Raw genomic sequence first — 17,886 nt, forward strand, 5'->3', positions numbered from 1 at the left:
AAAATGAAAAAAAGCACACTGGCATTAATGGTATTGGGTTTTCTGGCGTCATCAACTTCTTCGCAGGCAGCGGAAATTTATAATAAAGATGGCAATAAACTCGACCTTTACGGAAAAGTAAAAGCAGAACACTATTTAAGTGATAATAACGCTGTAGATGGCGACCAATCTTATGTCCGCCTGGGGTTTAAAGGCCAGACTCAAATTAACGACCAACTAACTGGTTTCGGGCAGTGGGAATATCAAGTTGCCGCTAACAAAGCCGAAGGTGATGTTAATACAACCAAAACTCGCCTGGCATTTGCTGGGTTAAAAGCGGGTGATATTGGTTCATTTGATTATGGTCGTAACTACGGCGTGTTGTACAACATCGCTTCCTACACCGATATGATGCCTGAGTTTGGTGATGATTCTTACACCAAAACCGATAACTTTATGACTGGCCGTGCTAATGGTGTTGCGACCTATCGCAATAACACCTTCTTTGGTCTGGTTGATGGCCTGAAGCTTTCCCTGCAATATCAAGGAAAAAACGAGAATGACGGCCGTGCAGCCAGCAAACAAAACGGTGACGGTTTTGGTACTTCACTGTCTTATGATATTGGCGATACTGGCCTGACAGTTGGTGCGGGTTACGCCAACTCCAACCGTACTTTGGCGCAGAAAAACCAGGCTTACGGCAAGGGTGAGAATGCCGAAGCCTGGACTACCGGCGTGAAATATGACGCGAATAAAGTGTATCTGGCTGCAATGTATGCCGAGACACGTAATATGACGCCAATTTCTGGTACGGCATCAATTAATGGAATAAATAGTAGCATTAGCGGCTTTGCAAATAAAAACCAGGCATTCGAAGTTATTGCACAGTATCAATTTGATTTTGGACTTCGCCCATCACTGGGTTATGTCCAGTCAAAAGCCAAAGATATTGAAGGAATCGGTGATGCCGATTTAGTGAAATATATCGATGTCGCTGCCACTTATTACTTTAACAAAAACATGTCTACTTATGTTGATTACAAAATAAACCAACTCAGTGATGACAATGCATTAAATCTGAATAGTGATGATGTTGTTGCAATCGGTATTGTTTATCAATTCTAATTAGAAAAAGAAAACCCCCATCCATCATGGGCGGGGGTTTTTTATTTCAGGCCGAAAGCTTTACTGGTTTTTCTGCAAAGTTTTCTGCAGGCACCAAACCCAGACCCAGAGTGCTTAATAACTCGCGCAGACGCTCATGGAAACCACGCAGTGTTTGCTCAAGTCTTTCATCTACTTCTTTGTCTTTTGCTGCTGTTGCAGTCCACTTACCATCTTTGTCGAACAGACCAAAATGGTATGTATAGGTAAATTGCTTTTCCTGCGCTTCCAGTTCCATCCACCAGCCCCAAAATTCACGTTTTTCTGGTGCAGGCTTCACATTAACGCACACAGCCAGGCAATCGAAGAAGAAACGGTTATCTTCACATTGCTCTTCCCGGATATATGGGCCAAGCGAGGCGAATTTTTTAATCAATCTACTTTTCGGGTGTCCACTCGGTAACGTCATTGCGATCTCCTGTTGTGAAGCAACTGTTTTACCAAACCAATGAAATTTAGCAAATCATTAACGTAATCTATGCTTGATCCATCCGGTAATTTCTTTCAGCGCTTTGTCAAAGTTGCGATACACCGGGTTAAACGGGATCGCTAGCAACTTACCATCCGCAGATGACGAAGTGATTAAACGAGAGTCTTCTTCCGGGCTGAACGGATCGTTTTCCCAATAACCAGATAGCATTGGCGTTGGGCAATGGCGCCCTAACAGTCCCTGGGTTTTTAATGAATAGCGATTCAACTCCACGCGCAAAGCGCTATCTGATGCATCATTCATCCCAAGGCGACTAGCCAGTACATCAATATACATCTCCGGTACCTGTGCCTGACGTGATGCATCGCTCAGTAAGCTATGAACAACAGGCCCAAGGCATGCCACAGCTTTCAAACGTGGTGCTTCGATATAGCCTAAGCGCACTGCGACGTTCGCGCCGAAACGGAAACCAAACGCTGCGACACGGGTATGGTCAATCCAGGGTATGTTTGGCAATGCTTTAAGCACATGCTGGTGCAACAGGCTGGAATCCTGAGTCAATTTCCATTTTGAAGAAAACCCGACCGATGGCATATCAATGGTCAACATCGCCATACCTTCAGGTGCAAAATACTTATCAAACAAGTTGTAATAATCGCTCTGCAAAGCGTCAAGGCCACCGCAAATTAACACAGTCGGGAATGGCCCCTGCCCTTCTTTTGGAAGGTGTAAGAATCCGGTTATTGTTCCGCCACCAGGAATTGGGAATTCAAGTTCGCGTAAGCCTCCAGAAAGACGTGGAGCAGCTTCTTCATACGCGCGATTTGCCAGAACTTGTGCCTGTTCTGCAAGTTGATCACCTTTCAGATGCGGGTAGGCTGCAATGCTATAAAGATTAGCGGCCTGTAACCAATACTTGCCGCTAAGCACCTTGTCTGTTTCCTGGTTAGCTCGCTGTTGCCATTGCATTGCTTGCTTTGACCATTCATAGATCCAGTTCCCACCACGATAGCCAATGACCGTATCAAATAACTCATCATTGGTACGTTCGGCCTGGCAAATGGCAATTCGCGACTGTACTTCGAGGATTTCAAGAGGATCGACACCGCGCCAAACCCAGAGCAGTCGGTTGATCATACGATACCACTGAGGGGCTGTTGCACCGTCCAGAGCAGACTGGATAACGGGGGCCGCTTGATGCTTAGCGCGCCGAACCAGAGTCGATGTTTCGGGGTGCTTAAATCTTGGTTTAAACAGGGTTTCGCTAAGATTGGCCTGTGACATCGTTTCTGCCTCCATACAAACGTCAGGAATGAGGCTATTGTACTCTGTCAGCATCCAAATAACACAAACGCCCGGCTATGCCGGGCGTAAATCAGTGCAAATTCTCAGGCTATTAATTAATAACTAAATCATTCGTGTCACAACAAGGCGGCAAGTGATCGAATCCCCAGGAGCTTACTAGAGTAAGTTACTGGAGTAAGCGAGCGTAGCCAACACAGGTGTGACTCGAAGGATGACGGCTATTAACGACCAGCTAATGGTGGTACGAACACAACGCCCATATCCCACGGCTGTTCAATCCAGGTATCTTGCGGGATATCGATAACATAATCGTCAACCAAAGGCTGACCAGCAGGCTTGGCGAAGATAGTGACGAAATGCGCTTTTGGATACATTTCACGGATAGCAACTGCGGTACCGCCAGTGTCTACCAGGTCATCGATAACGATAAAGCCTTCACCATCACCTTCAGCACGTTTCAACACGGTCAGCTCACGCTGGTTGTCGTGGTCATAGCTGGAGATGCATACGGTATCAACATGACGAATCCCCAGTTCACGTGCTAGCAGTGCGCCAGGAACCAGGCCGCCACGGCTAACAGCAATAATGCCTTTCCACTGTTCAGCTGGAAGCAGACGGCCTGCCAACTTACGCGCGTGAATCTGCAACATGTCCCAGGTGACGATGTATTTTTCGCTCATGTGAAATTATCCCAGCCAGTTATTAACGGCTTAAAAATGTTCAAAGGGGTTTTGGTTGCGCGAGATTATAGAGATCTGACGCACTAAAAACCAGTACTGTAGGCCTGTCTCCCTCGTTTTTACGTGCTTTAGGTCGTCACAGCCTTAGTTATAGTGGTATTCTCAGGCCAGCGCACAATGCTTACTTGTGTTGTATTTCATTAAGATCAATCCTGCGCTCTGCGAACCAAAATTGTCAGCAGAGTCGATGTCAAGGAGACTTATCGTGTCTGAATTGTCTCAATTATCTCCGCAGCCGCTGTGGGATATTTTTGCCAAAATCTGTTCTATTCCGCACCCTTCTTATCATGAAGAACAACTCGCGGAACATATTCTGTCCTGGGCAAAAGAAAAAGGCCTGCATGTTGAGCGCGACCAGGTTGGTAATATCCTGATCCGCAAACCTGCAACAGCTGGTATGGAAAACCGTAAAGCGGTCGTCCTGCAAGCTCACCTTGATATGGTGCCGCAGAAAAATAACGACACTGTCCATGATTTCACCAAAGACCCGATTCAGCCGTATATCGATGGAGAGTGGGTTAAAGCGCGCGGCACTACGCTGGGTGCGGATAACGGTATCGGTATGGCGTCTGCATTGGCAGTGCTGGCTGATGATTCCGTGTCTCATGGCCCGTTAGAAGTCCTGCTGACCATGACCGAAGAAGCGGGTATGGATGGCGCTTTTGGCCTGCAAGCTGGCTGGTTACAAGCTGATATCCTGATCAACACCGATTCTGAAGAAGAAGGTGAGATCTATATGGGTTGTGCTGGCGGGATTGATTTTATCTCCACGCTGCCACTGCAACGTGAAGCGATTCCAGCAGGTTACGAAACCTACAAACTGACCATCAAAGGTCTGAAAGGTGGTCACTCTGGCGCTGAGATCCATTTAGGTTTGGGCAATGCAAACAAATTGCTGGCGCGTTTCCTGTTCGCTCACGCAGCAGAACTGGATGCTCGTCTGATTGATCTGAACGGCGGTACGCTGCGTAACGCAATCCCTCGTGAAGGTTCAGCTATCCTTGCTGTACCTGCCGATAAAGCAGCACAACTCAAGCAATTGGCAGCACAGTTCTTGTCAATTCTGCAAAATGAGCTGGGTGCCGTTGAAAAAAACACCACCGTTCTGGTTGAAGCGACCAGCACAGACAAATCTGCGCTGACAGTAAAAAGCCGCGAAGCTTTCATTAACTTGCTCAACGCAATGCCGAACGGCGTTATCCGCAATTCCGACGCTGTAAAAGGCGTAGTTGAAACCTCACTGAACGTGGGTGTGGTGACAATGACTGACGAAAGCGCAGAAATCATCTGCCTGATTCGTTCGTTGATTGATAGCGGTAAAGATTATGTGGTGGGCATGCTTCACGCACTCGGTCAGCTTGCTGGCGCAGAAAGTGTTGCCAAAGGCAGCTACCCAGGCTGGCAGCCGGATGCTAAATCCCCGGTAATGGCACTGGTTCGTGAAACTTACGAAAAGCTGTTCAACAAGACGCCAAACATCATGGTTATCCATGCCGGTCTGGAATGTGGTCTGTTCAAGAAGCCTTACCCTGAGATGGATATGGTTTCTATTGGGCCGACCATTACAGGTCCGCACTCGCCTGATGAACAAGTTCATATTGCAAGCGTTGGCCAATACTGGATCCTGCTGACTGAGTTGCTGAAAGCGATTCCAGCTAAATAAGCCAAATACATGTTGATCAAAACCCTCTCATTGAGAGGGTTTTTTTATAATCCCAGAACCAGTTGACGCTCCAACTGTGGGTCAAGTAACGTGACATGCAGCCCCACCAGCCTTACGCCTCGCCCTCCCCGGCGCTCTTCCCATGTTTTCTTCGCCGTTGCGATTAAATCGGCTTTATTTAGCTGCGGCCAGACATGTTCCTGAGTGGTTTGCTGGAAATCATTAAACTTGAGTTTGACTCCCTGACGAGCAATCAATAAATCTGGTTTCACCTTTTTCAGCCGTCGCTCAAGTTCAGCATAAAGCTGCTCAATAATGGCTTCACACTCATGCCATTCATGAATGTCTTCGGCCAATGTTTTCTCTACTCCAACAGATTTGCGCTGCCGTTCATTGTTTATCTCCCGCTCGTCAATGCCCTGGCTTCGCTCCCACAGTACCCGCCCAAATTTCCCAAAACGTTTGAGTAACGAGGCTAAATCAGTTTTTTGTACATCGGCACAGGTGCGCAGCCCCAGGCTTTCCAGTTTTCCAGCGGTGACTTTGCCCACGCCTGGAATCTTACCCAACGGCAAGGTTGCTAAAAATGCAGGGATTTCATCGGGCGTAATGACGTACTGCCCGTTAGGCTTATTAAGATCGGAAGCAATTTTGGCGAGAAATTTTACCGGGGCTATCCCCGCAGAGGCTGTGAGATTAAGTTCGTCGGAAATAGACTGGCGGATTTCCTTCGCCATCAACGTTGCGGAGCCTTGGCAGTTCAGGCTATCGGTAACATCCAGATAAGCCTCATCAAGCGATAGCGGTTCAATAAGATTGGTGTAGCGGCTAAATATCTCACGAATATGATTTGATGCATCTTTGTATGCGTCAAAACGCCCAGGCAGAAGTGTCAGGTGTGGGCATAATTTGAGTGCCATTGCAGTCGACATTGCGCTATGGACACCAAATTTCCGTGCTGGATAATTTGCTGTACTGATAACGCCACGCCGCTGCGCGCTGCCGCCAATCGCTAACGGGATATCCCGTAAGGACGGGTTATCACGCATCTCAACGGCTGCAAAAAAGCAGTCCATATCGACATGAATGATTTTACGCATACTTTTTCACACCAGTTATTTTACTGGATAAGTATACAGTCAATTAGTGAGAGGGGGAAAGTCTGTATCAAAGAAATCCTCCCGAAAAGCGGGAGGATTTAAGAGGCTTATATGATGCGGTTTTGCTGAATTTTTGCCAGTCGTTCGGCTTTCGCCATACGTTTTTTACGCGCATCGCAAGGTTCAGGACAGTTGCAAACCTTCTCCATACCGAGTGCTGCAATGCCACCACAGCTACCCTGAAGCGCTTTGCGCTTCACGATAACGCCCAGTGACATACCAAATATCACCAGCAAAAATATAACGAAGGTGGCTAAAAATACCGTCAGCATAATGGCTCCCGTCAGCCGCCAAAGTCGTCGAGCATGATATTTTCATCCTCAACGCCCAGGTCTTTGAGCATTTTGATCACCGCTGCGTTCATCATTGGCGGCCCACACATATAGAATTCACAATCTTCCGGCGCCGGATGGCTACGTAGATAGTTTTCCAGCAATACGTTGTGAATGAAGCCGGTATAGCCCGTCCAGTTATCTTCTGGCTGTGGATCAGAAAGCGCCACATTAAAGCTAAAGTTCGGGTTCTCCTGCGCCAGCTTTTCAAACTCTTCTTCGTAGAACATTTCACGTAAAGAACGAGCACCATACCAGAAGCTGATTTTGCGGGTGCTGTGCAGGCGTTTGAGCTGGTCAAAGATGTGTGAACGCATTGGTGCCATACCCGCACCACCGCCAATAAACACCATTTCAGCGTCCGTTTCTTTGGCAAAGAACTCACCAAATGGCCCGGAAATTGTCACTTTATCGCCCGCTTTCAGCGACCAGATATACGAGGACATAATCCCCGGAGGAGCATCTGGTACATTCGGCGGAGGTGTCGCGATACGCACGTTCAGCATGATAATGCCTGCTTCGTCCGGATAGTTCGCCATGGAATATGCACGAACACACGGCTCTTTCACCACGGATTTGAAGCGGAACAGGTTGAACTTGTCCCAGTCACCACGGTATTCCTGTGGAACATCGAAGTCTTGATAGTTAACTTCATGCGGCGGGCTTTCAATCTGGATATAGCCACCAGCACGGAACGGCACCACGTCGCCGTCAGGAATACGCAGCTTGAGCTCTTTGATGAAAGTCGCTTTGTTATCATTAGAGATAACTTCACACTCCCATTTTTTAACGCCAAAGATTTCCTCTGGCAGCTCAATTTTCATATCCTGCTTAACGGCAACCTGACAGGCAAGACGGCAACCCTCTTTCGCTTCACGCTTGGTGATATGCGAAAGTTCGGTAGGCAGAATATCACCCCCACCTTCTTTAACGGTTACACGGCACTGCCCGCAAGAACCACCACCACCACAAGCCGAGGAGATAAATATCCCTTGGTTTGATAACGTGTTGAGCAGTTTGTCGCCCGCCGGAGCATGGAACTTTTTGTCTGCTTCGTTGTTAATCTCAATCAGCACATCGCCGGAGTTAACAAGCTTTGACTTAGCAAACAGAATCATCAGTGCCAGAGCCAAAACAATAAGCGTGAACATCACCACGCCAAGAATAATTTCCATACCTTTCCGCCCTTATAGCTGCACACCGGAGAATGACATGAAACCTAGTGCCATCAATCCAGTGGTGATAAAGGTGATTCCTAAGCCACGCAATCCTGCGGGCACATTGGCATATTTCATCTTCTCGCGAATACCAGCCATCGCGACGATAGCCAGCATCCAGCCCACACCGGAACCGACACCATAAACGATGGATTCGCCAAAGCTGTAATCACGCTGCACCATAAACGATACGCCACCGAAAATGGCGCAGTTAACGGTGATAAGCGGCAGGAAGATACCCAGCGCGTTATAGAGAGCCGGGAAGAAACGATCGAGGATCATTTCAAGGATTTGCACCAGCGCTGCAATCACACCAATGAAGGTGATGAAATTCAGGAAGCTGAGGTCAACACCTTCAACCAATGCACCGTCGCGAAGCACAAGGTTATAAACCAGGTTATTCGCCGGAACAGCAATCCCTAAAACAACGGTAACCGCCACACCCAAACCAAATGCCGTGGAAACCTTCTTGGAAACCGCCAGGAAGGTACACATGCCAAGGAAGAACGCGAGCGCCATGTTTTCAATAAACACGGCACGCACAAACAGACTAATCATATGTTCCATAGTCAGTTAGTCCTTTTCCTGCTGCGCAGGCTTCAGCGTACGCAGTGCCCAAATCAACAGGCCGATAATGAAGAACGCACTCGGCGCCAGCAGGAACATCCCGTTTGGCTGGTACCAGCCACCGTTTTGAACCGTTTCAAGCACCGTGATACCAAACAGTTTGCCGCTTCCTATCAGCTCACGCAGGAAACCAACCAGCAGCAGAATCACGCCATAACCCAGGCCGTTACCGATGCCATCCATAAAGCTCGCCAGAGGCGGTGACTTCATGGCGTAGGCTTCGGCGCGCCCCATCACAATACAGTTGGTGATGATTAGGCCAACGAATACCGAAAGCTGTTTGGAGATCTCGTAGGCGTAAGCACGCAGAACCTGATCTACGACGATAACTAACGAAGCAATGATCGCCATCTGTACGATGATTCGCACACTGTTTGGGATCAGGTTACGGATCATCGAGATGAACATGCTGGAGAACGCTGTCACCACTGTTACCGCGATGGTCATTACGAATGCTGTTTCCAGCTTCGTTGTTACAGCCAGCGCCGAACAGACACCGAGTATTTGCAAGGCAATCGGGTTGTTATCCACAAGAGGACTAACCAGTACCCGTTTGACCTCTTTCATGTCTGAAATATCAGCCATTGTTGAGCGCTCCTTCACGTACTTGTTTCAGGAATGGACCAAAACCGAGTTCACCCATCCAGAAATCAAAAGTGTGTTGTACACCGTTTGCTGTGAGCGTGGCACCGGATAAACCATCTACCCCGTATTCATCGCCCTGACGCGCACCGCCTTTCACAACACGAATTGCAGGCTTGCCATTATCATCAAGCAGCTTCTTGCCAATCCACTGCGCACGCCAGTTCGGGTTTTCAACTTCACCGCCCAGACCCGGGGTTTCACCCTGGTCATAGTAAGTGATGCCTTTAACCGTACGGCCATCGGTTTGCAGAGAAACGAAGGCATACATCATCGACCACAAGCCTTTGCCATACACGGGCAAGACAACTTCCTGGATTTTGTTTTGCTCATCTCGCACCAGGTAAATCTCAACAATATTGCTGCGATTTTTTATCCCGGCACGATCTTCGTCAGATGTGAGTGCTTTGCTCTGATTAGGGTCACGTAATGCTGCCGCCTGGTCGAATTTAGACGAGTCTTTATCCAGTAACTCGCCACTTTTCAAATCCAACAAACGCGGTGTAATGCGTGATTCAAAGACTGCTTTAACATCTTCACCTGTCATTTTTGGTGTGGCTAAGCCCGCAACATCAAGAATGTTACGTTGCTTATCGAGGGCTTTTTGCTCTTGCTGACGAGCTTTAAGCCCAACAGCAGAACCCGCCACCACAACGGAGCAAACCAGGCAAAGCACCAGCACCACCAGCAGTGTTCTGCCAATGCTATCGTTACTTTTTACTTCAGCCACGCGACTTCCTCCGCTTGATATTGGCTTGCACCACCAGGTAATCGAACAACGGTGCAAAGAGGTTGGCGAACAAAATCGCCAGCATCATCCCTTCTGGATAGGCCGGGTTTACAACTCGAATTAACACACACATCACGCCGATGAGTGCCCCATACCACCATTTACCTTTGTTGGTAAACGATGCCGAAACCGGATCGGTCGCCATAAACATCATGCCGAAAGCAAAACCACCCAGCACCAGATGCCAATACCACGGCATCGCAAATAACGGGTTGGTTTCAGAACCGATGAAGTTAAACAAAGTTGCTGTGGCAATCATACCGAGCATAACGCCCGCAACGATGCGCCAGGATGCGACTCGACCGAACAGGATAATCGCCCCGCCAATCAGAATCATCAGCGTTGAGACTTCACCAATCGAACCGGGAATGTTGCCGAGGAAAGCATCCATCCATGTCACTGGTTGGCCCGAAACAACATTGACTAATGCTTCACCACCGCCATGGGACCATTGTGAAAGCGGAGTTGCTCCAGAGAAACCGTCAGCCGCGGTCCACACCAGGTCGCCCGAGATTTGCGCTGGATAAGCGAAGAACAGGAATGCACGGCCAGCCAGTGCAGGGTTCAGGAAGTTACGGCCTGTTCCACCGAAAATCTCTTTGGCGATAACCACACCGAAACTGATACCGAGGGCGGCTTGCCACAAAGGCATAGTTGGTGGCACCACCAGCGCAAACAGAATCGAAGTCACGAAGAAGCCTTCGTTAATCTCGTGTTTGCGAATGATAGAGAACAGCACTTCCCAGAAACCGCCTACCAAAAATACCGTGATGTAGATTGGCAGGAAGAAGACAGCGCCCAGCGTCATCATGCTGAGCCAGCCAGCATCAGGCGTAAAGTTCACTCCCAGCCACTGCGCAATCACATAATGCCAGTCGGATGAAATCACCTGCTGGAGTTGTTCTGCGCCATACATCTTGTTCAGGGCAGGAATAGTTTGCTGCCCGACGTTGTACATGCCCCAGAACATTGCCGGGAATACAGCGAACCACACCAGGATCATCATGCGCTTCAGATCGATAGCATCACGAACGTGGGAGGCGCCAGGCGTAACGATACCTGGCGTATAAAACAGAGTCGCCGTCGCTTCAAAGAGCGGATAGTACTTTTCTAGCTTTCCGCCTTGTGTGAAGTGCGGCTCTAGTTTTTCAAATAAATGCTTCAAGCCCATGACTTATCCTTCCTGCTCGATGCGGGTTAATACCTCGCGTAGCACCGGGCCATACTCATATTTCCCCGGGCAAACGTAGGTACAAAGCGCCAAATCTTCTTCATCCAGCTCCAGACACCCCAGCAATTGAGCGCTGTCAGTATCTCCTGCCAGTAAGTCGCGCAATAACATCGTGGCCAGAATATCCAGCGGCATGACACGTTCATAGTTGCCAATCGGCACCATTGCGCGTTCGCCACCATTGGTATCGGTTGAGAAGTTAAATAGTTTGCGCTTCAGGAAGTGGCCAACCGTGGTGCGTGTAATTGAATATTTATCGGCACCCGGCATTACCCAGCCAAATAGTTCTTTTTCACGCCCTTCTTTCAGAACCGTGACCTGCAGGTGGAAACGACCAAGCCAGGCACGAGGACCAGCGGCCATGGTTCCACTTAATACAGAACCGGATACGATGCGGTTTTCACCTTCTTCCAGCTCACCGGCTGTGAGTACTTCCAGACCGGCCCCCAAGCGAGTGCGAATCAGGCGTGGTTTTTTAACCTGCGGACCGGCTAACGCAATAACACGTTCGGTCCACAATTCACCTTCAACAAACAATTTGCCGATGGCAATCACATCCTGGTAATTAAGATGCCATACCGTTTTTTGCAGGCTAACGGGCTCAAGGAAGTGAATGTGTGTGCCCACTAACCCAGCAGGATGAGGGCCAGCAAATTCATTAAACGTCACTTGTCCGGAAGCATGGCCGCCCAATTTACCGCCACCAGCCTGGCAGACATGGACTTTTCCATCAGTCAGCCGTGACAACAGTGTTAAGCCCGCGTCAAACATTTCGCGATGTGCACGAATAATAGGTTGCGGATCGGCCGCCAGCGGATTGGTATCAATAGCGGTCACAAAAATGGCCGCGGGAACACTCGCAGGCTGCGGTGCTTTACTGAATGGTCGCGTACGAAGTGCAGTCCACAGGCCCGAAGATAGAAGTTGTGCCTGAACTGTTTCACGCGGGAGTTTGCCAAGGTTTTCTGGTGCAAATCGTTCAAAAACGACCTGATCATCACCCTGAACCTCAATAACCAGCGATTGCAGTACGCGACGTTCACCACGATTAATCGCCGTGACCGTTCCACTCGCAGGAGCGGTAAAGAGCACGCCAGGGTTCTTTTTATCTTCGAAGAGAGGCTGGCCTTTCAATACCTTGTCGCCTTCCTGCACAAGCATAGAAGGGCGCATGCCGACATACTCTTCACCGAGCAGGGCCACGAAAGGTATCGCTGGGCCGTCATGGATTTGCTGTTCCGGTAAACCGGCAATAGGCAAATCCAGACCTTTTTTGATTTTTATCATAAGGTTATCACGTTTAAAATTGGCTTAAACATACCGACAAAAAACTGTAGCCGACAACGGATGGGTCGAATAAGGGTTCAACCGATGCGACATATAAGGCAGATAAAACAGGAAACGCATCCATTCACTATTACGAGAGGGAGGTATAAGTCGCCCGAGTAACCGGAACAACTGACTTATGGATAGTTTCCTTTCATATCCGCAGGTCAACATTCGCGAAGGATTTTAGCATCATTAGCCCGCTGAAGGGGCAGAAATCAGCATAGAGATATCCAGCAATGCGAGCTGTTACGCAAAACGCTTGCTCTCCCGCTATCCAAAAGTATTCTATAAAGTCCAATTTTATAGCTTAATACGCTCTGCTTTAGGGTTGCGAAAATTCATAACGATGCTAATGTGAGCGCTCCTAATACAGAGTAATCTGATTTCGGGTCTCTTTTTGCCGTCCTGGCATTTGGTCTAAGCTTTATCAAGGAATCAAGCAGTATGCGTAAGATCGCACTTATTATTGCGATGCTTCTGATACCGTGCATGTCGTTTGCCAGCCTTTTAAGCGGCAACTCGTCTAACACGCCTGTCAGTAAAGAATTCAAGCAACAACTTATGGGCTCTCCGGTTTATATTCAGATATTTAAGGAAGAGCGCACGCTAGAGTTATACGTGAAGATGGGCGAGAAGTTCCAATTACTCGACAGCTACAGCATCTGTAACTATTCCGGTGGGCTAGGTCCAAAACAGCGTCAGGGTGATTTTAAAAGTCCTGAAGGTTTTTATAACGTGACCCGCAGCCAGCTCAAACCCGACAGCCGTTTCTATAAAGCCATTAATATCGGCTTCCCGAACGAGTTTGATCGCCAGCATGGTTATCAGGGTCAATATCTGATGATTCACGGTGCTTGTGTGTCCGTCGGCTGCTACGCCATGACCGACACCAACATTGATGAGATTTTCCAGTTTGTGACCGGCGCGTTGGTCTTCGGCCAGCCGAGCGTACAGGTCAGCATCTATCCGTTCCGCATGACAGATGCCAATATGCAGCGTCACAAGTACTCTTACTACATCGACTTCTGGAAACAACTGAAGCCGGGTTATGACTACTTCATGGCGAATCACCAGCCGCCGGGCGTTTCAGTTGTTAGCGGTAATTACGTGGTTAGTAAGCCGGTTACGCCATCGACGCAACCGCAGTTGGCATCAAACTACGCGCTCCCCGAGACAAAATAGTTCAGACTCACCTGGTGCAATTTTGTGCCAGGTTTCGTTGCCAGTCAGGGGCTGAGTCGCAATTACAGTGACCACATCGTTGAGTGTGGTCTCTTCCTGAAAATCAATTTCCACATCCTGGTCCAACAGTTTTGCCACGCCAAACGGTGCCCGTCGGGTTATCCAGTATAAATTGGTGGAACAGAACGCCATCACGTAGCGCCCATCCGACAACAACATATTGAACACGCCCTTCTCACGCAATTGCACCGCAAGTTCGGTGATGTAGCGGAACACCGCCTCCATATTGCCAGGTGTGCGTGGATAACGTTGCGTCAATTTATGAAGCAGCCAGCAAAATGCTTGCTCGCTGTCGGTTTCACCAATCGGGCGAAACGGGCCGGTATCGAGTGAACGATGCCCTTTGAGCTGGCCATTGTGGGCATAGGTCCAGTTACGACCCCATAACTCGCGCGTAAAAGGGTGGGTATTTTCAAGCGCCACTTTGCCGCGGTTAGCCTGACGAATATGCGCGACCACTGAACAAGATTTGATCGGGTAATCTTGCACAAGTTTTGCGATGGGAGAGTTAAAACTCGGTTGCGGATCTTTGAACGTACGACAGCCTTTACCTTCGTAGAAAGTAATACCCCAGCCGTCTTTATGCGGCCCTGTTCCCCCGCCACGCTGCACCAGACCGGTAAAACTAAAGCAAATATCCGTCGGCACATTGGCGCTCATCCCGAGCAGTTCGCACATCTTAACCTCCCACAACTTAATACAACCCTCTCCGTTTCGGGAGAGGGGAACTGGTTAAGCCTTAACCATCTCTTTTTCAATCAACTGAATCAGGATATGAATCACTTTGATGTGAATTTCCTGAATACGGTCAGCGTAGCCAAAGTGTGGAACACGAATTTCAACATCCGCAGTTCCATCCATTTTGCCGCCGTCTTTCCCGGTCAGGGTAATGACTTTCATGCCTTTCGCACGCGCCGCTTCAATGGCTTTAATTACGTTGCCAGAATTACCTGAAGTGGAGATCCCCAGTAACACGTCGCCTTCACGACCTACCGCTTCAACGTAACGAGAGAAAATGTGGTCGTAGCCAAAATCGTTGCCCACGCAAGAGATGTGGCTAACGTCAGAAATCGCAATCGCCGGGTAACCCGGACGGTTTTCGCGATAACGCCCAGTCAGTTCTTCAGCAAAGTGCATAGCGTCACAATGTGAGCCGCCGTTGCCGCAAGAAAGCACTTTACCGCCTGCCTTGAAGCTATCAGCCAGCAGCACCGCCGCACGCTGAATGGCGTGAATGTTAGCGTCATCTTTCAGGAAGTTAGCCAGCGTTTCAGCCGCTTCATTCAATTCATTACGAATAAGATCCTGGTACATGAGGATGTCCTTCAGTATTTTTCGATTGATTAACCCCAGCAGTTTACCGGATAGCGCGAGAAGCGCCATATCCTCCTGCTTTTGCTGTTCCGTGCGGTAACAATGTGAGCTGAGTTGTAATTATTTTGTGAATATATTGCTAAAAAAAACCACATGAACTAAAACCAATACATCCAAGTGGTCAGACCTCCTACAAGCAAGGGAGTTTCCTTTATGTTGATTTTGAGTATTGTCGCAACCGTTGTTCTCCTCGGTGTGCTTTTCTATCACCAGGTCAATTTGCTGCTCAGTAGCGCAATTCTACTGGCGTGGACAGCCGCGCTTGGTTTTGCTGGTATCTGGTCTATCTGGGTACTGGTTCCACTCGCGATAATTCTGGTACCGTTCGTCTTTACGCCAATGCGTAAATCTCTGATTTCAGCTCCTGTTTTCCGCAGCTTCCGTAAAGTTATGCCGCCGATGTCGCGTACTGAAAAAGAAGCTATCGATGCTGGTACCACCTGGTGGGAAGGCGATCTTTTCCGCGGTAAACCAGACTGGGAAAAGCTGCACAACTACCCGCAGCCAAAACTGACTGAAGAAGAACAGGCCTTTATCGACGGCCCGGTTGAAGAAGCCTGCCGTCTGGCGAATGACTTCCAGATCACCCACGAAATGGCCGATTTGCCGCCAGAACTGTGGGCATATTTAAAAGAACATCGCTTCTTCGCGATGATCATCAAGAAAGAGTACGGCGGCCTCGAGTTCTCTGCTTACGCACAATCTCGCGTGCTGCAAAAACTGTCTGGGGTTTCCGGGATTCTGGCGATTACCGTCGGCGTGCCTAACTCATTAGGCCCGGGCGAATTGCTGCAACATTACGGTACTGACGAGCAGAAAGATCATTACCTGCCACGCCTGGCGCGTGGGCAAGAGATCCCATGCTTTGCACTGACAAGCCCAGAGGCAGGTTCCGATGCAGGTGCAATTCCTGATACAGGTATTGTCTGCATGGGCGAATGGCAAGGCCAGCAAGTCCTCGGTATGCGTCTGACCTGGAACAAGCGCTACATTACGCTCGCACCAATTGCTACCGTTCTGGGTCTGGCCTTCAAACTGTCTGACCCGGATAAACTGCTGGGCAATGAAGAAGAACTCGGCATTACCTGTGCGCTGATCCCAACGCACACGCCGGGCGTAGAAATTGGCAAACGCCACTTCCCACTTAACGTACCATTCCAGAATGGTCCAACTCGCGGGAAAGATATTTTCGTACCGATTGATTACATCATCGGCGGCCCGAAAATGGCCGGTCAGGGCTGGCGTATGCTGGTGGAATGTCTGTCTGTTGGCCGTGGTATAACCCTGCCATCCAACTCTACTGGCGGTCTGAAATCTGTGGCGATGGCAACGGGTGCTTACGCGCACATTCGCCGCCAGTTCAGGATCTCTATCGGTAAAATGGAAGGGATTGAAGAGCCACTGGCGCGTATTGCCGGTAACGCTTATGTGATGGACGCCGCAGCTTCTCTGGTGACTTACGGGATTATGCTCGGCGAAAAACCGGCTGTGTTGTCGGCTATCGTGAAATACCACTGTACCCACCGCGGCCAGCGCGCGATCCTCGACGCAATGGATATTCTCGGCGGCAAAGGCATTATGCTCGGCAACTCCAACTTTGTGGCGCGAGCATATCAGGGCGCACCGATCGCGATTACCGTTGAAGGCGCGAATATCCTGACCCGCAGCATGATTATCTTCGGCCAGGGGGCCATTCGTTGCCATCCGTATGTTCTCGACGAGATGAATGCGGCGCAAAACAACGACGTCAACGCGTTCGATAAGCTGCTGTTCAAGCATATCGGCCACGTCGGCAGCAACAAAATGCGCAGCCTGTGGCTCGGCCTGACCAACGGTTTGACCAGCGCTACGCCGACCAAAGACTCTACCAAACGCTACTACCAGTATATGAACCGCCTGAGCGCCAACCTGGCGTTGCTGTCAGACGTTTCCATGGCGGTGTTGGGCGGTAGCCTCAAGCGTCGCGAACGTATCTCCGCTCGTCTGGGTGATGTGTTAAGCCAGCTGTACCTCGCCTCTTCCGTGCTGAAACGCTATGACGATGAAGGCCGTAACGAAGCGGATTTACCGCTGGTTCACTGGGGCGTGCAGGATGCGCTGTATCAAGCCGAGCAAGCGATTGACGACCTGCTGCGTAACTTCCCGAATGCGTTTGTGGCTGGCATGTTGCGCGTGGTTATCTTCCCACTGGGCCGTCGTTACGATGCACCATCGGACAAGCTGGACCATAAACTGGCGAAGATTATGCAGATCCCATCCGCTACCCGTTCACGTATCGGTCGCGGTCAGTATCTGACACCAAGCGAGTTCAACCCGGCTGGACTGCTGGAAGAAGCATTGATGGACGTGATGGCTGCTGAGCCAATCCACCTGCGCGTTTGCAAAGAAACCGGGCGTAACCTGTCGTTCACCCGTCTTGATGAGCAGGCGAAACAGTGGCTGGCAGAAGGGAAAATCAACGCGGAAGAAGCGGCGACTCTCACCAAAGCTGAAGCAAGCCGTCTGCGCAGTATCAACGTCGATGAATTTGAGCCGGAGGAGCTGGCAACCATGCCGGTAAAGGTGCCGGAAAAGCATCGTAAGATTGAAGCGGCATAAGCCTTCCTAAAACCCCGTTCGCGGGGTTTTTTCTTTTCTACTCATGCTAAAGTGAATGAATCA

17 protein-coding genes are annotated in these 17,886 nt (G+C 49.5%); 4 read left to right on the top strand and 13 right to left on the bottom strand.

Translation table 11 applies throughout. The features are described from left to right. Positions 1 to 3: 3 nt before the first annotated feature. On the top strand, positions 4 to 1,104 hold the full coding sequence (locus LVQ76_RS02765) for a porin (protein ID WP_232864059.1): 1,101 nt from the start codon (positions 4 to 6) through the stop codon (positions 1,102 to 1,104). A gap of 46 nt (positions 1,105 to 1,150) precedes the next feature. Here LVQ76_RS02765 and crl read toward each other — a convergent pair whose 3' ends face one another. The 3 genes from crl to gpt form a co-directional block, all read right to left on the bottom strand. Next, positions 1,151 to 1,552, bottom strand: a complete 402-nt coding sequence (gene crl / locus LVQ76_RS02770; RefSeq protein WP_232864058.1) for a sigma factor-binding protein Crl — start codon at positions 1,550 to 1,552, stop codon at positions 1,151 to 1,153. A gap of 57 nt (positions 1,553 to 1,609) precedes the next feature. Further along, positions 1,610 to 2,857 (bottom strand): esterase FrsA, encoded by a 1,248-nt coding sequence (gene frsA / locus LVQ76_RS02775; protein WP_232864057.1) that lies wholly within the window; start codon positions 2,855 to 2,857, stop codon positions 1,610 to 1,612. Between the two features lie 242 nt (positions 2,858 to 3,099). Then, positions 3,100 to 3,558, bottom strand: a complete 459-nt coding sequence (gene gpt, locus LVQ76_RS02780) for a xanthine phosphoribosyltransferase (protein ID WP_232920896.1) — start codon at positions 3,556 to 3,558, stop codon at positions 3,100 to 3,102. A 265-nt stretch (positions 3,559 to 3,823) separates the two neighbouring features. Here gpt and pepD point away from each other — a divergent pair, with 265 nt between their 5' ends. Next, on the top strand, positions 3,824 to 5,281 hold the full coding sequence (pepD, locus tag LVQ76_RS02785) for a beta-Ala-His dipeptidase (protein WP_232920897.1): 1,458 nt from the start codon (positions 3,824 to 3,826) through the stop codon (positions 5,279 to 5,281). A 44-nt stretch (positions 5,282 to 5,325) separates the two neighbouring features. On the opposite strand, the gene dinB is transcribed toward pepD, so the two are convergent. The 8 genes from dinB to LVQ76_RS02825 form a co-directional block, all read right to left on the bottom strand. Next, positions 5,326 to 6,381: a DNA polymerase IV gene (dinB, locus tag LVQ76_RS02790; protein WP_232920898.1), complete on the bottom strand. Its 1,056-nt coding sequence runs from the start codon at positions 6,379 to 6,381 to the stop codon at positions 5,326 to 5,328. A 107-nt stretch (positions 6,382 to 6,488) separates the two neighbouring features. Then, positions 6,489 to 6,713, bottom strand: a complete 225-nt coding sequence (nqrM, locus tag LVQ76_RS02795) for a (Na+)-NQR maturation NqrM (RefSeq protein ID WP_034461602.1) — start codon at positions 6,711 to 6,713, stop codon at positions 6,489 to 6,491. An 11-nt stretch (positions 6,714 to 6,724) separates the two neighbouring features. Then, positions 6,725 to 7,948, bottom strand: coding sequence for an NADH:ubiquinone reductase (Na(+)-transporting) subunit F (gene nqrF / locus LVQ76_RS02800; RefSeq protein ID WP_232920899.1), 1,224 nt, complete (start codon positions 7,946 to 7,948; stop codon positions 6,725 to 6,727). Between the two features lie 12 nt (positions 7,949 to 7,960). Continuing rightward, complete coding sequence (gene nqrE, locus LVQ76_RS02805; RefSeq protein WP_034461600.1) at positions 7,961 to 8,557, bottom strand: NADH:ubiquinone reductase (Na(+)-transporting) subunit E; 597 nt, start codon at positions 8,555 to 8,557, stop codon at positions 7,961 to 7,963. Between the two features lie 6 nt (positions 8,558 to 8,563). After that, on the bottom strand, positions 8,564 to 9,202 hold the full coding sequence (locus LVQ76_RS02810) for an NADH:ubiquinone reductase (Na(+)-transporting) subunit D (RefSeq protein WP_232904202.1): 639 nt from the start codon (positions 9,200 to 9,202) through the stop codon (positions 8,564 to 8,566). Next, the gene (locus LVQ76_RS02815) at positions 9,195 to 9,989 is read right to left on the bottom strand and encodes a Na(+)-translocating NADH-quinone reductase subunit C (protein WP_034461598.1); all 795 of its coding nucleotides are present in this window, start codon (positions 9,987 to 9,989) and stop codon (positions 9,195 to 9,197) included. Before LVQ76_RS02815 ends, LVQ76_RS02810 begins: the two co-directional genes overlap by 8 nt. Next, positions 9,982 to 11,220, bottom strand: a complete 1,239-nt coding sequence (locus LVQ76_RS02820) for an NADH:ubiquinone reductase (Na(+)-transporting) subunit B (RefSeq protein WP_232904203.1) — start codon at positions 11,218 to 11,220, stop codon at positions 9,982 to 9,984. Before LVQ76_RS02820 ends, LVQ76_RS02815 begins: the two co-directional genes overlap by 8 nt. Before the next feature lie 3 nt (positions 11,221 to 11,223). Beyond that, positions 11,224 to 12,567: a Na(+)-translocating NADH-quinone reductase subunit A gene (locus tag LVQ76_RS02825; RefSeq protein WP_232864051.1), complete on the bottom strand. Its 1,344-nt coding sequence runs from the start codon at positions 12,565 to 12,567 to the stop codon at positions 11,224 to 11,226. 486 nt (positions 12,568 to 13,053) lie between these two features. Between LVQ76_RS02825 and dpaA the strand changes: the two genes are divergently transcribed. Continuing rightward, positions 13,054 to 13,791: a peptidoglycan meso-diaminopimelic acid protein amidase gene (gene dpaA, locus LVQ76_RS02830; RefSeq protein WP_232864050.1), complete on the top strand. Its 738-nt coding sequence runs from the start codon at positions 13,054 to 13,056 to the stop codon at positions 13,789 to 13,791. Here the strand turns inward: dpaA and LVQ76_RS02835 are convergent. Continuing rightward, complete coding sequence (locus LVQ76_RS02835; RefSeq protein ID WP_232864049.1) at positions 13,762 to 14,529, bottom strand: class II glutamine amidotransferase; 768 nt, start codon at positions 14,527 to 14,529, stop codon at positions 13,762 to 13,764. The genes dpaA and LVQ76_RS02835 overlap by 30 nt on opposite strands. 54 nt (positions 14,530 to 14,583) lie before the next feature. Beyond that, entirely contained in the window at positions 14,584 to 15,165 is a 582-nt protein-coding gene (lpcA, locus tag LVQ76_RS02840) for a D-sedoheptulose 7-phosphate isomerase (protein ID WP_064553165.1), read from the bottom strand. A 213-nt stretch (positions 15,166 to 15,378) separates the two neighbouring features. On the opposite strand from lpcA, the gene fadE reads away from it, so the two are divergent. Further along, positions 15,379 to 17,823: an acyl-CoA dehydrogenase FadE gene (gene fadE, locus LVQ76_RS02845; protein WP_232920900.1), complete on the top strand. Its 2,445-nt coding sequence runs from the start codon at positions 15,379 to 15,381 to the stop codon at positions 17,821 to 17,823. Positions 17,824 to 17,886: the final 63 nt, after the last annotated feature.

Source organism: Buttiauxella cochleicola, assembly GCF_021283185.1.
Lineage (GTDB): Bacteria > Pseudomonadota > Gammaproteobacteria > Enterobacterales > Enterobacteriaceae > Buttiauxella > Buttiauxella massiliensis.

Coding starts and splice junctions, on each gene's coding strand:
- LVQ76_RS02765 (WP_232864059.1), top strand. CDS start 4: ATGAAAAAAAGCACACTGGCATTAATGGTATTGGGTTTTCTGGCGTCA.
- crl (WP_232864058.1), bottom strand. CDS start 1,552: ATGACGTTACCGAGTGGACACCCGAAAAGTAGATTGATTAAAAAATTC.
- frsA (WP_232864057.1), bottom strand. CDS start 2,857: ATGTCACAGGCCAATCTTAGCGAAACCCTGTTTAAACCAAGATTTAAG.
- gpt (WP_232920896.1), bottom strand. CDS start 3,558: ATGAGCGAAAAATACATCGTCACCTGGGACATGTTGCAGATTCACGCG.
- dinB (WP_232920898.1), bottom strand. CDS start 6,381: ATGCGTAAAATCATTCATGTCGATATGGACTGCTTTTTTGCAGCCGTT.
- nqrM (WP_034461602.1), bottom strand. CDS start 6,713: ATGCTGACGGTATTTTTAGCCACCTTCGTTATATTTTTGCTGGTGATA.
- nqrF (WP_232920899.1), bottom strand. CDS start 7,948: ATGGAAATTATTCTTGGCGTGGTGATGTTCACGCTTATTGTTTTGGCT.
- nqrE (WP_034461600.1), bottom strand. CDS start 8,557: ATGGAACATATGATTAGTCTGTTTGTGCGTGCCGTGTTTATTGAAAAC.
- LVQ76_RS02810 (WP_232904202.1), bottom strand. CDS start 9,202: ATGGCTGATATTTCAGACATGAAAGAGGTCAAACGGGTACTGGTTAGT.
- LVQ76_RS02820 (WP_232904203.1), bottom strand. CDS start 11,220: ATGGGCTTGAAGCATTTATTTGAAAAACTAGAGCCGCACTTCACACAA.
- LVQ76_RS02825 (WP_232864051.1), bottom strand. CDS start 12,567: ATGATAAAAATCAAAAAAGGTCTGGATTTGCCTATTGCCGGTTTACCG.
- dpaA (WP_232864050.1), top strand. CDS start 13,054: ATGCGTAAGATCGCACTTATTATTGCGATGCTTCTGATACCGTGCATG.
- LVQ76_RS02835 (WP_232864049.1), bottom strand. CDS start 14,529: ATGTGCGAACTGCTCGGGATGAGCGCCAATGTGCCGACGGATATTTGC.
- lpcA (WP_064553165.1), bottom strand. CDS start 15,165: ATGTACCAGGATCTTATTCGTAATGAATTGAATGAAGCGGCTGAAACG.
- fadE (WP_232920900.1), top strand. CDS start 15,379: ATGTTGATTTTGAGTATTGTCGCAACCGTTGTTCTCCTCGGTGTGCTT.